General features: G+C 64.1%; 9 protein-coding genes and 3 pseudogenes. 6 read left to right on the forward strand and 6 right to left on the reverse strand.

From position 1 onward, the window contains the following. Nucleotides 1-75: 75 nt before the first annotated feature. A pseudogene (locus ACSKB8_RS34735) lies at nt 76-1,570 on the reverse strand (CoA-acylating methylmalonate-semialdehyde dehydrogenase). Nucleotides 1,571-1,671: 101 nt separating this feature from the next. Between ACSKB8_RS34735 and ACSKB8_RS34740 the strand changes: the two are divergent. Continuing rightward, nucleotides 1,672-2,580: a LysR family transcriptional regulator gene (locus ACSKB8_RS34740; RefSeq protein WP_091895838.1), complete on the forward strand. Its 909-nt coding sequence runs from the start codon at nt 1,672-1,674 to the stop codon at nt 2,578-2,580. A 133-nt stretch (nt 2,581-2,713) separates the two neighbouring features. On the opposite strand, the gene ACSKB8_RS34745 is transcribed toward ACSKB8_RS34740, so the two are convergent. Then, entirely contained in the window at nt 2,714-3,331 is a 618-nt protein-coding gene (locus tag ACSKB8_RS34745; protein ID WP_438108995.1) for a TetR/AcrR family transcriptional regulator, read from the reverse strand. A gap of 59 nt (nt 3,332-3,390) precedes the next feature. Continuing rightward, entirely contained in the window at nt 3,391-3,930 is a 540-nt protein-coding gene (locus ACSKB8_RS34750; protein WP_438108997.1) for a PaaI family thioesterase, read from the reverse strand. A 149-nt stretch (nt 3,931-4,079) separates the two neighbouring features. On the opposite strand from ACSKB8_RS34750, the gene ACSKB8_RS34755 reads away from it, so the two are divergent. The 3 genes from ACSKB8_RS34755 (at nt 4,080) to ACSKB8_RS34765 (ending at nt 7,787) form a co-directional block, all read left to right on the forward strand. Then, nucleotides 4,080-4,850, forward strand: a complete 771-nt coding sequence (locus ACSKB8_RS34755; RefSeq protein WP_438108999.1) for an enoyl-CoA hydratase — start codon at nt 4,080-4,082, stop codon at nt 4,848-4,850. A 341-nt stretch (nt 4,851-5,191) separates the two neighbouring features. Then, complete coding sequence (locus ACSKB8_RS34760) at nt 5,192-6,379, forward strand: acetyl-CoA C-acyltransferase (protein ID WP_438109001.1); 1,188 nt, start codon at nt 5,192-5,194, stop codon at nt 6,377-6,379. 112 nt (nt 6,380-6,491) lie between these two features. Further along, a complete protein-coding gene (locus ACSKB8_RS34765) occupies nt 6,492-7,787 on the forward strand; it encodes an MFS transporter (RefSeq protein WP_438109002.1) in 1,296 nt (431 codons plus the stop codon). On the opposite strand, the pseudogene ACSKB8_RS34770 reads toward ACSKB8_RS34765, so the two are convergent. The 3 genes and pseudogenes from ACSKB8_RS34770 to ACSKB8_RS34780 all read right to left on the reverse strand — a co-directional run bounded on the left by ACSKB8_RS34770 (nt 7,784) and on the right by ACSKB8_RS34780 (nt 11,134). Beyond that, nucleotides 7,784-9,189: pseudogene (locus ACSKB8_RS34770) on the reverse strand (carbohydrate porin). The gene ACSKB8_RS34765 and the pseudogene ACSKB8_RS34770 overlap by 4 nt on opposite strands. Nucleotides 9,190-9,211: 22 nt before the next feature. Continuing rightward, nucleotides 9,212-10,228, reverse strand: coding sequence for a transporter (locus tag ACSKB8_RS34775; protein ID WP_438109004.1), 1,017 nt, complete (start codon nt 10,226-10,228; stop codon nt 9,212-9,214). A gap of 122 nt (nt 10,229-10,350) precedes the next feature. Next, nucleotides 10,351-11,134: pseudogene (locus ACSKB8_RS34780) on the reverse strand (acetoacetate decarboxylase). Nucleotides 11,135-11,151: 17 nt separating this feature from the next. Here ACSKB8_RS34780 and ACSKB8_RS34785 point away from each other — a divergent pair. Both ACSKB8_RS34785 and ACSKB8_RS34790 read left to right on the forward strand, forming a co-directional pair. Then, the gene (locus tag ACSKB8_RS34785) at nt 11,152-11,358 is read left to right on the forward strand and encodes a hypothetical protein (RefSeq protein WP_438109006.1); all 207 of its coding nucleotides are present in this window, start codon (nt 11,152-11,154) and stop codon (nt 11,356-11,358) included. Between the two features lie 58 nt (nt 11,359-11,416). Beyond that, complete coding sequence (locus tag ACSKB8_RS34790; protein WP_438109007.1) at nt 11,417-12,592, forward strand: patatin-like phospholipase family protein; 1,176 nt, start codon at nt 11,417-11,419, stop codon at nt 12,590-12,592. Nucleotides 12,593-13,034 lie beyond the last annotated feature (442 nt).

Raw genomic sequence — 13,034 nt, forward strand, 5'->3', positions numbered from 1 at the left:
CGGATTGCTTCGTCGCACCCGCGCAAAATTGCTTCGCAATATTGTCGCGGGCTCCTCGCAATGACGTTCAGAAAATCACTTCATCAGCGGGATCGAGAACTCCGCACCTTCCTTGACGCCGGACGGCCAGCGCGAGGTCACCGTCTTGGTCTTGGTGTAGAAGCGAACCGAATCCGGACCGTGCTGGTTGAGATCGCCGAAACCCGACTTCTTCCAGCCGCCGAAGGTGTAATAGGCGATCGGCACCGGGATCGGCACGTTAATGCCGACCATGCCGACGTTCACCTTGGCCGCGAAGTCGCGTGCGGCGTCGCCGTCGCGGGTGAAGATGGCCACGCCGTTGCCGTAATCATGATCTGACGGCAACGCCAGCGCTTCCTTGTAGTCGTGCGCACGCACGACGGAGAGCACCGGGCCAAAGATCTCTTCCTTGTAGATCCGCATGTCCTTGGTGACGTTGTCGAACAGCGAACCGCCGAGATAGAAGCCGTTCTCGTAGCCCTGCATCTTGAAGCCGCGGCCGTCGACGGCGAGCGTCGCGCCTTCTTTGATGCCGATGTCGATGTAGCTCTTGACCTTCTCGACCGCCTCGCGCGTGACCAGCGGACCGTAGTCGGCCGACGGGTCGATCGAGGTGCCGATCTTGAGGCTCTCGACGCGCGGGATCAGCTTTTCCATCAGACGGTCGGCGGCGGTCTTGCCGACGGGAACGGCGACGGAAATAGCCATGCAGCGCTCGCCGGCGGAGCCGTAGCCGGCGCCGATCAGCGCATCGACCGTCTGATCCATGTCGGCGTCGGGCATCACGATGGCGTGGTTCTTGGCGCCGCCGAAGCACTGGCAGCGCTTGCCGGTCTGCGCTGCGCGCTCGTAGATGTACTGCGCAATCGGCGTGGAGCCGACGAAGCCGATCGCCTTGATATCGGGATCGTCGAGGATGGCGTCGACCGCTTCCTTGTCGCCGTTGACGACGTTGAGGATGCCGGCCGGCAGGCCCGCCTCCATCATCAGCTCGGCGAGCTTCATCGGCACGCCGGGATCGCGCTCCGACGGTTTGAGGATGAAGGCATTGCCGCAGGCAATCGCGGGCAAACTTCCACATCGGAATCATCGCCGGGAAATTGAACGGCGTGATGCCGGCGACGACACCGAGCGGCTGGCGCATGGAATAGATGTCGATGCCGGGGCCGGCGCCCTCGGTGTATTCGCCCTTCATCAGGTGCGGAATACCGCAGGCGAACTCGGCGACCTCCAGGCCGCGCTGGATGTCGCCCTTGGCGTCAGGAACGGTCTTGCCATGCTCGCGCGCGAGCAGCTCGGCGAGCTTGTCGTAGTCGCGTTGCACCAGCTCCAGAAACTTCATCATGACGCGGGCGCGTCGCTGCGGATTCGTCGCGGCCCACTCCGGCTGTGCGGCGCGGGCGTTCTCGACGGCTGCACGGACCTCCGCTTTCGATGCCAGCGCCACCTTGGCCTGGACGTCACCGGTCATCGGCTCGAAAACGTCGGCGGTGCGGCCTGAGGTGCCCTTGACCTCCTTGCCACCGATGAAATGTCCGATTGAACGCATGGAATGATCTCCTTCAGGCTCAGCTGATCGCTTTGACAAATCCTATCGACCTGCATTTTATAGGATTCAAGTCTGAGATAATGCACCATAGATGTGCGAAAATGCTGGATCAAGGCGCTATCGACTGGGACGACTTTCGCTTCGTGCTGGCCATCGTGCGGGGCGGCTCGGTCTCGGCTGCGGCAAAACAGCTCGGGGTCGACCATGCCACGGTGATCCGCCGTGTCGATCGGCTGGAGAAGCACCTCTCGGCCAAGCTGTTTGACCGGCGCAAGACCGGCTACCTCCTCACCGAGGCCGGCCAGCGCGTTGCCGACAGCGCGGAAGCCATGGAATCCACCATCGTCGCCAACCAGGAGCAAGTCGGTGGCTCCGTGGCACGGCTGACCGGCACGGTGCGGATCGGCGCACCCGACGGTTTCGGCACCGCCTTCCTGGCACCGCGCCTCGCCCCCTTTGCCGACCGCTATCCCGATCTCGACCTGCAACTTGTGGCCACCGCGCGGCTGTTCAGCCTCTCCAAGCGCGAGGCCGACATCGCCATCAGCCTGACCATGCCCAAGGAAGGCCGCATCGTCGGCCGCAAGCTGCTCGACTACCGCCTCGGGCTCTATGCCGCGCCTGCCTATCTCGACCGCTTCCCAGAGATCGCCTCGCGGCAGGACCTGCCGCAGCACCGCTTCGTCGGTTACATCGAGGAATTGCTGTTCACGCCGGAGCTCGACTATCTGCCTCAGGTGTCGCCGAAGATTTCCGCACGTTTCCGCAGTGCCAATCTGATCGCGCAGCTCAATGCCACGCTCTCGGGGTTCGGCATCGCGGTGCTGCCGCACTTCATGGCGACCGACTATCCGCAGCTCGTTCCGGTGCTGCCGGAGGAGATCTCGATTACGCGCACGTTCTGGATGCTGATGCACGCCGACAGCAAGGACCTCGCGCGGATCAGGGCCGTGGCGGATTACATCAGCGAGATCGTGGAGCGCGAGCGGGCGTTGTTTGCGGGACGGTGAGTTGATGATTTCGTAGGGTGGGCAAAGTGACGAGACGCGCAAATGCGCGGCTCGTGGCGTGCCCACCGTATCAGCCGCGAGCGTGGAGTGATGGTGGGCACGGCGCAAATGCGCCTTGCCCACCCTACGGCACTTAGTTCTTTGTCTTCTTCACCGCCGACACCTTCGGCTCGCGCTTCGCGCCGTCGAGCGCGCTTTCCCGGCCCGCCTTCAGCACCTCGTCCGACAGCTCGCTTGAGCCCGCGATGCGCGCCAGCAGCATGGCGCCGGCCATCGTGGCGAGTGTCGCAATCGCCTGTTTTCGTGCGGCCTTGCGCGGCATGTTCGGGATATAGTCGGTCATCATCTCGATCATCTCGTCGAGCTTGCCGGCAAAGGCCTTGCGCGTCTTTGGGCTCTCGCGGGCGATCTCGGCGCCGAGCGAGGGGATCGAGCAGCCATGACCTGGATTGTCGCGATGCAGCGCGGAGAGATAGCTCTCGGCGATCAGCGCCAACCGCTTTTCAGGAGCGGCCTCGCCGGTGAGCTTGCGCCAATGGTCCATCGAGCGATCCATGGCGTAGGCGAAGGCCTCGATCACCAGCGCCTCGCGGGAATCGAAATGCGCGTAGAAGCCGCCATGGGTCAGGCCCGCCTCCTTCATGAGGTCGGCGACGCCGATGCCGTGGGCGCCCTTTTCGCGCAGCCGCACGGAGGCCTTCTTCACGATGCGGTCGTGGGTTTCCTGCTTGTGTTCCCGGGAATAGCGCATGCGCATCTCATTGAATGTCGGAGATCATCTCATAACACGCAAATGCCGCGAACGGCGCATTAATTCGCAGTTAGATTGTTGCCGATCATAGAAAAGGTTGCAGTTGCATGCACCGCCAGCGCGCCCTTCCCGTCGCGAACGAAGCCTTCGGTATAGCTGGTCTGGCGCCCCAGCTTGATCACCTTGCCTTCGGCCGAGATCAGCCCCGAACGGACCGAGAGTGGACGCAGGAAGGTCAGCTTCAAATCGAGGGTCACGGAGCCCTGCCCGGCCTCCAGTCGGGTCGAGATCGCGCACCCCATGGCCGTATCCAGCAACCCCGCGGCGGTCGCGCCGTGCAGGAGGCCGATGGTATTTTCGAGATCTTCACGCGGCTCCAGTTCCATGACGATCCGGCCCGGCTCGACCACGGCCATCGTGAAGCCGATCAGTTTTGCGAAGGGCGGCGGCGGCAAGCGGCCGTCGCGAATGCCCATCATGGCGTCCATGCCCGACAGGCCCATCACCACTTTCGCAACCGGTGCAGGCGCCTGCCAATCCACCACGCGCTCGCGCCGCTGGTCGGGCGAAAACAGGTCTAGTTGATCGGCTTGGGTCATGACGGCCTCGTTATATGACATATATCATGCTATGCTACGGACTTCCCGCTGGCAACTCCGGTCCGCCCGCTTGACAAGCCGGGCGTTTCGGCCCGGAAGTGACTTCGACCCGGCGCCTTGCGCCTGCCACGAACCGTTCGGGATGCATAATGGAAATGCTCAATCACCACTGCGGCGTGACGCGTGACGCGCGCGGCGTTGTTCACGTCGCGATCTGCAACGCCGGCCCACTCAACATTCTCGGCTCGCCCGTGACCGATGCCGTGCGCGAAGGCTTGCAGCGGCTTGCCACCGACCGCAACATCCGCGTCGTGGTGCTGCGCGGCCAGAGCGAGAAGAGCATGATCGGCGGCGCCGACATCAAGGAGATGGCGAAGCTCGACCAGAAGTCGGCCGAAGCCTTCATCGGCCGCCTGCGCGATCTCTGTGAGGCCGTGCGCGCCTTCCCGGCTCCGGTGATCGCGCGCATGCCCGGCTGGTGCCTCGGCGGCGGGCTCGAGGTCGCCGCCGCCTGCGACTTCCGCATCGCCGCGCATGATGCGCATTTCGGCATGCCGGAGGTGCGCGTCGGCATCCCCTCGGTGATCCATGCCGCGCTCCTGCCGCGCCTGATTGGCTGGGCCCGCGCGCGCTGGCTGGTGATGACGGCGGAGAACATCGACGCAGCCACCGCGCTGGCCTGGGGCCTGATCGACAAGGTCGCGCCGGAAGGCGGGCTGGATGCGGAGATCGAGCACCTGGTGAACGCGTTGCTCGAATGCGGCCCCGAGGCGCTGAGGTCGCAGAAGGCGCTGCTGCGGCAATGGGAGGAGTTGCCGCTGACGGAGTTGGTGAATTTGAGCGTGAAGGTGTTCGGCGAGTCGTTCCTGACGGACGAGCCGACGCGGCTAATGCAGGCGTTCGTGAACAGGAAGCGGTAGGTCTGCCGCCACTGTGCTGAAGAAGCTCTCGCCAAGCTAAAGGCGTCATGCCCCGGCTTGACCGGGCATCCAGTACGCCGCGGCGCCAGTTGCAAGAGCGAGTTCGCCAACACGGGTCTCTGGAATACTGGATTGCCGGCTTTCGCGGGCAATGACAGCAGAGTGTGGGGCGGTCACCGCCTACAACCGCAACTCCGTCACAACCACATCCCTGCCTCACCCAATCGAACGACCAAATCTCATCCGAACCACGACATTTTCTCATCCCCGGCGCGGGTTGCATTTTTTGCATTGCATCATATGATGATCATAATCTTACTTGTCAGCACAGGGAGTTTGTCATGGCCGATCCCGTCGTCATCGTCTCCGCCGTTCGCACCCCGCTCGGCCGCTTCATGGGCGAATTGTCGCCCTTCCCCGCGCACAAGCTCGGATCGCATGTGATCGGCGCGGCGCTGGAGCGCGCAAAACTTGCGCCCGAGAAGGTCGACGAGGTCTTCATGGGCTGCGTGCTGCCGGCCGGTCAGGGCCAGGCACCGGCACGCCAGGCCGCACGCGCGGCCGGACTGCCCGATGCCACTGGCGCCACCACCGTGAACAAGGTCTGCGGCTCCGGCATGAAAGCGACCATGCTGGCGCACGACATCATCCGCGCCGGCTCTGCCGACATCGTCGTTTCCGGCGGCATGGAGAGCATGAGCAACGCGCCGTATCTTTTGGCCAAGGCGCGCGGCGGCTACCGCGCCGGCCATGACCGCATCATCGACCACATGATGATGGACGGGCTGGAGGACGCCTACGAGACCGGCCGCTCCATGGGTGATTTCGGCGAGGCCACCGCGGAAGCCTACCAGTTCACCCGCAAGGACCAGGACGCCTACGCGATGGAGACACTCAGCCGCGCGCGCAAGGCCGTCGAGGGTGGCGCGTTCAAGGCCGAGATCGCACCGATTACGCTCACCGAGAAAGCGGGTCCCCGCGTCATCACCAATGACGAGCATCCGCTGAAGGTCGATCCCGCAAAAATCCCCGGCTTGAAGCCGGCGTTCCGCGCCAACGGCACCATCACGCCGGCTGCCTCCTCCGCCAATGCCGACGGCGCTGCCGCGCTGGTGCTGACCAAGCGCTCGCTCGCCGATCGGAGCGGCTTGCCGGTTCTGGCCGAGATCAAGGGCCACGCCACCCACAGCCAGGAGCCGCAATGGTTCACCACGGCGCCGATCCCGGCGATCCGCAAGCTGCTCGACAAGGTCGGCTGGAGCGCCAGCGATGTCGATCTGTTCGAGATCAATGAGGCTTTCGCCGTGGTGGCGATGGCGGCGCAGCGCGATCTCGGCATTCCCCGCGACAAGCTCAACATCAACGGCGGCGCCTGCGCGCTCGGCCATCCCATCGGCGCGACCGGCGCGCGGCTGATCGTGACGCTGCTGCACGCGCTAGAGACGCAGAACCTCAAGCGCGGCGTCGCGGCGCTCTGCATCGGCGGCGGCGAAGCCACGGCGATTGCGGTGGAGCGGCTGGCGCACTGACGCGAGGACGTCCGAAAACGAGGGAACTCTGTCATTTTCGACAGACGCGTCCCGTGCCATCCTGCAAGCTGACGCAGGTCTGTTGCGACCTGCCCATCAACGTTGAGGCCCAATGATCTCGAACTGGCTCGCGGCAGCACTTTCCCGCCGCAACATCCACTACGGCTGGGTGATGGTCGGCGTGACCTTCCTCGCCGCGCTGATCAGCGCCGGCACGGTCGGCGCGCCCGGCGTGTTCATCGTTCCCCTGCAAAAGGAGTTCGGCTGGAGCACGGCGGAGATTTCCTCCGCGCTGTCGATCCGCTTCATCCTGTTCGGGCTGATGGCGCCGTTCGCGGCCGCCCTGCTCAACCGCTATGGCCTGCGCAACGTCACGCTCGCCGCGCAGCTGATCGTCGTGTCGGCGCTCGTGCTCTCGCTCGGCATGACCGAGGTCTGGCAACTCGTGGCGCTGTGGGGCGTGGTGATCGGGATCGGCACCGGCATGACCGCGCTGGTGCTGGGCGCGACCATCGCCACGCGCTGGTTCGCCGCAAGACGCGGCCTCGTCGTCGGCATCATGACGGCGAGCGTCGCCACGGGCCAGCTCGTGTTCCTGCCGCTGCTCGCAAGCCTGACCGAGCGCTTCGGCTGGCGTCTCGCGCTCGGCTTCGTCTGCATCATGCTCGGCGTCTCGGCCCTGGCAGTCCTGCTCGCGATGCGCGACCGGCCGAGCGATGTCGGCCTGCGCCCGTTCGGCGATGAAGGCACCGCGCCCCTGCCCGCTCCGCCCGTGAGCCATGGCTCGATCACGGGCGTTGCGCTCGGCACGCTGCGCGATGCCTCGAAGTCGACTGCGTTCTGGATCCTGTTTGCGACCTTCTTCGTTTGCGGCGCCTCAACCAATGGTCTCGTCCAGGTGCACCTGATCCCGATGTGCCTCGATTTCGGCATCCCGCAAGTGCAGGCGGCGAGCCTGTTAGCTGCGATGGGCATCTTCGATTTCTTCGGCACCATCATGTCGGGCTGGCTGTCGGACCGCTACGACAATCGCTGGCTCTTGTTCTGGTACTACGGCCTGCGCGGGCTCTCGCTGATCTTCCTGCCCTTCAGCGATTTCTCGTTCTACGGCCTGTCGGTGTTCGCGATGTTCTACGGACTCGACTGGATCGCCACGGTGCCGCCGACCGTGCGGCTCACAGCTCAAAAATTCGGACCCGAGCGCGCCAATCTGGTGTTCGGCTGGATCTTTGCCGGCCATCAGCTCGGTGCCGGTACTGCCGCCTTCGGTGCCGGTTTTTCGCGGACGGTCTATCAGAGCTATTTGCCCGCCTTCTTCATCGCCGGCGCGCTGTGCGTGTTCGCTTCGCTGATCGTGCTGGCGCTGTCGCGGCAACCCAAGCCGAATCCGCAAGCGGCCATGGCCTAGTACCTGATCGTGGTGGTGACGCCGAACACCGCGGCGTCACCGATCCACGAGATGCCGGTCGGATCGTTCGGGTTCGGGACGCCGCCAGAGGGGCGGAACACGTACTGAAAGTAAGGCGCGATCAGCCAGCCCGGCTTGACGTGCGCCTCGTAGATCATCTCGATCAGGGTCTCGTTGCTGCGCACCGGACTTCTGGATGCCCGTGAAGGCCTGCGTGTCGAGATCGAGATTGCGGGCGGTGTTCGAAATCCGCATGTAGGCCATCGCCACGCCGAATTGGTCGAGGGGACGGCCAGGCGTGAAGCCGACGAAGCCGATGCCGCCGTCCATATACAGGTCGATCAGATTGCGGTCCGGCGGGCTGTAGGCGATACGGCCGAACGCCGTGATGCCAGGGAGCGAGGCTGAGGTGCTGTTGTCCCTCACCTCGGGCGGACGATAAAGCACCTGTTCGATCACCGCGAAGATTCCGTAGTTGCCGCGAAGTTTTGCGGCAATGCCGCTGCCGCTGGGATCGGCGATCGAGACGCCCTCGGCGGTAAAACGCTGGCTGTCGAACGAGCCATAATGCTTCCAGGCGCCCGGTGTGAAATTGCCCGCGAGCGGACGGCCACCGACATCGATGTCGTAGGTGAAGCGGACCTGCCCGATCACCCAGGGCGGATCGTTGACACGAAACGCGAGGCCATGGTGGTCGCGCAATTGCGGATCGGCATCGCCCGGCCCTGAGGGATCACCATTGAAGACCGCGCCGTAGGCCGTGATCTTGTCCGTCAGCGCCGCCTTGATACGAATGCCGGGCACCGCGATCGGTGGCGCCGGGCCGCCGGCCGGAAGGTTGGATGCCTTGATCGCCGGCCAGCCGAAGGTGCCGTTGATGAAGAGGTCGTCGGTCTGGCTGTCGAAGAACTCGACGTCCGCGGCCTGCTGGCCGGCCCTGATGTTCAGGCGATCATTGAAGAAGCTCTGCTCGAAATACGCATTGTAGAGCCGCTGGTCCGGCAGCGCCTCGATCTCGCTGATGGTGGCGAGATTCATCACGTAGTTGCGCGACAGCCCGCGGCCGTAGATCACCAAGGCATTGGCGTAGAAGCGGCCGCCAGTCCAGCCGACCAGCTTGTTCGAGATCGGCATCGACCGACAGATCGAGACGGCCGAAATGGATGGCGCCGCGCTTCACGCCGCCGGAGACGTTGGCGATATTGTCGGCGATATAGGTCGCGCCGAAGTTCAGGCCCTTGTTGGCGAGGCCGTCATGCCATTCGTTGAACCATTTTGGAAACAGCCACTCGGCCGCGCTCTCGTCCTTGGCGCCAGCCAATGCACTTGTGCTTGCTGCCGTGCACGCCAGCGCGATTGCGGCCGCGCCTCGCAATGCAGATGTATGGGGACGCCAACTCACGATCGATACTGGCTGGCACACGCTATTTGAATATGCCCGTGCGCCGCATAAACAGGTAGGCCGCGCCGACCGAGGAGGCCATCAGCACCGCCGCCCAGAGAAACCCGCTCTCGACGTCGGTGAGCGGCAGGCCCTTGGTGTTCATACCGAAGATGCCGGTGACCAGCGTCGGCGGCAGCAGCAGCGAGGTCACGATGGAGAGCGTGTGGAGGTGGCGGTTGCTTTCCTCCTCGTTCTTGAAGCGCAGCTCCTCTTCGAGCAGGCGGCTGCGCTCGCGCAGCTCGACGATGTCGTGATCGAGCCCGTCCAGCCGCTGCGCCAGCTTGCCGGCGTGGATCCGCAAGGCCGGCGACAGATGGTCGGTGTTCTTCTGGTCGAGGCGGTGGAACAGTACGCGAAGGCCCGTGAGCTGACGATGCAGCCGCACGCAGGTCCGGCGTAGCCGGCCGAGATTGCGGCGCATCTCCGGCTTGCTATCGTCGGCGAGGATCCGCTCCTCGATGTCGTCGATCTCCTGCCCGAGCTTGTCGGCCATCCTGTCAAGCGTGTCGGCGACCTCGTCGACGATCTTTTCCAGGAGATGGGCGACATTGTCGATGCGATAGCCGCCTTCGAGCACGCGGCGCGTTGCGTCCGCCGAGCACAGCGCCTGATGGCGTCCGCTGACCAGGAGATGCTCGGTCATGGCGAAGCGCAGGAACGCGGTCTCTTCCGTCGCGCTGTCGATCTCGCGCACAAGGTCGGAGAACACGCCGTAGACGCAGTGATCGATGACGTGAAGCTGCTGGAACGTGTCGTTCGACAGCAGCAGCTCGCGCGCAAGCGGCGGCAGCGTTGATGCCGCAATCCACGGCCGTACGCGCGCATCGGTCAGGTTGAAATGCAGCCAGAGCCGGCCGTCATGACTGAACTCGATCGGCTGGTCGATCGGCAGCGCCTCAGTGCTGCCGTCGCTGTGCAGACGGAAGGCCCACACGAGACCGGCAATGGCGGGTTCGGCATTCGTTATCGCGCTGACTAGCTTTGCCGGCTCAGCCATGGCCAATCCCAACCGTCAACAATGCCCCGTATCCGGAAGATGGCTGACGGCATCTTCCGGACCCCGCGCGGCTACTCAATTACGGCTTTGTTACAGTTTGATGATGCAGAGCGACGGCCGCCCTACTCCGCGGCCAGCCCCGTCGTGGCCAATGCCGCGGCTTCCCTGACGTAGTCGTGCACGACGCGGCCGAACGGCAGCGTCAGGTCGGCGATGTAATGGTGCGCGCCGAGACAGCGGCGAACCGGGAAGTCGGCGACCGGCGCATTGACGTGCGGCACCAGATGCAAACGGCCGGGCCCCATCCAGGAGCCCTTCGGCACGATGTCGGTGAGGTTGATGGCGACGAGCTGGCAGACTTCGAGGCGACCGTCGACGCCCGGAATCATCTTCAGATTGATTTGCGTCTTCGACAGCGTGGCGCGGGTGAGATTGCCGTTGCCGGCCATGCTCTCATGCTTGTAGCCCATCGTGCCCATGGCAACGAGCTGGCCGGCATATTCCAGCGTGCCCGTCAGCGTGTCCTTGACGATCTCGAGCTTGGGATGGGCGTACTTCTTCGGAAAGCCCCAGATCTCGCGGCCGGCGGCGATCGGCGGATCGTCGTCCAGGTACATCTGCGAGACGAAATTGACCTCTTCGCCGTTGAGGCGCGCGGGAATGACGAGGCCGGAACTCGGTGTAGCTACCGAAGCCGGAGGAGTCAGGCATCTTGATCCATTCGTAATGCACGATCGGCTGGTCGATCGGCTCCAGCGGCTCGGGCAGGCCGGCGCGGATCAGGTCCGGATCGGTCTCGTAGCTGATGACGAGGAATTCGCGGTTGACGAAGCGATAGGGCCCGGCGGGATAGCTCGGCCCGGCCGCTGGCATGGACGGAAGTCTCAGCACGTCTTCCCTGCGCATCGCTGGTCTCCTGTGTGATGCCTTATGTGATGCCCGCCCGGCCGCGTCAGGCTCGATGCAAATTGCTAGCCGCCGTCATTGACTGCGATGTGAAGGAATTCCGTCAGGCGCACGACCTCGGGCCATTCGCGTTTCGGTTGATCTGCAGCCGATGCATCGGCGCCGAAATTGTCATCACGCCGTCACTGCCGGACGTAATCGTCTGGCTTGTCATTGAAGCATGATCCTTTCGGAAAACCGCTGCACACTTTTCCGGCGCATGCTCGGCAGGAGGCATCGGCCATGGACGCCCGCACGTCGCAACCGACCTATCAGACCCATCAGCCGCCCGCGCGGGGCTGGCGTCCAGAGCGCTGCGACCGCGTCGCGCTGGTGCTGCAAGGCGGCGGCGCGCTCGGCGCCTACCAGGCCGGCGTCTACCAGGCGCTGCACGAGGTGGGGATCGAGCCCGACTGGGTCTGCGGCGTCTCGATCGGTGCGATCAACTCCGCCATCATCGCCGGCAACAAACCGGAGAAGCGGCTGGAGGCGCTGCGCATCTTCTGGGAGCGCATCACCAACCGCAAGATCTGGCACTACACGCCCGATGGCGACGTCTTCCGCCAGTGGCGCAATCTCTGTAGCGCGTGGATGACGTCGGCGATGGGCCAGCCGGGCTTCTTCACCCCGCACCGGGTCAATCCCTGGTTCAGCCCGATCGGCGCACGCACCGCCACCAGCTATTACGACACGATGCCGCTCAAGGAGAGCCTGCTCGAGCTCGTCGACTTCGATCTCATCAACGAGAAGAGGGTCCGCTTCGCGGTCGGCGCGGTCAACGTGCTCTCCGGCAATTTCATCTATTTCGACAACGCCCATGACGAGATCGAGCCGGAGCATGTCATGGCCTCAGGCGCCCTGCCCCCGGCGCTGCCGATGGTGCGGATCGGCACTGATCATTCCTGGGACGGCGGCATCGTCTCCAACACACCGCTCCAGCATCTGCTCGACCAGGAGGACGCGCTCAACTCGCTGGTGTTCCAGGTCGACCTCTTCAGCGCACGCGGCGTGCTGCCGCGTTCGATCCAGGACGTCATGGCCCGCCACAAGGACATCATGTATTCCTCGCGCACGCGCCACAACACCGACGTCTATCGCCGCACGCACAACCTCAAGATCCTGCTCTACAAGGCGCTGGCGAAGCTGCCGGACGAGCAGCTCTCCGAGGAGGAGCGCAAGCTCAAGGCGAGCCTGCGCAACATGCCGGAGATCGCGATTCTGCATCTGATCTACCAGCAGAAGGCCTATGAGGGAGACGCCAAGGACCACGAGTTCTCGGGCACCTCGATGCGCGAGCATTGGACAAGCGGTTACGAGGACACCAAGCGCACCCTGAAGCGTCGCGACTGGATCAGGATGCCGGACGAAGGCATGGGGCTCGTGGTGCACGACGTGCACCGGGAGACGGAGAGCGCGTGAGGCGCCTTCCGGCGAGCGCTCAAACAAAAAGTGCGAAAACAACCCCATGCACAGTAGCCCGTGCGTGGCGGATCAATGGCTTAGCCTGGTGCGTCCGCAGCGCCGTTTGACACGTCGGGCAAAACAGGGCTATAATGCGATTATTCCGAATTGACACAGACAGTGGACTTGTGACGAAAATTTCTCACATCGCGCGTGAGGCAAAAGGCTGCCGCAATACAATCGGTGTCGTCCCGGCCGGGGCCAACTACCCCAGGCGATCATTGTGGCGCGGGAGAGGGGTCAACAGTCTACGCCAAACGTCTCCCTGTGATTATGGGTCCTGGATTTGCGCTTCTAGGCGAGTACAAGAAGGACGAGGCGCACACCAATTCGGTTGAATCGGTTTGGGCGCTCCTCAAGCGGCAGATTGTGGGAACCCATCATTGGGTCAGGCGAAGCA

Origin of the sequence: Bradyrhizobium sp. BR 1432 (assembly GCF_051547705.1) — a bacterium.
GTDB lineage: Bacteria > Pseudomonadota > Alphaproteobacteria > Rhizobiales > Xanthobacteraceae > Bradyrhizobium > Bradyrhizobium zhanjiangense.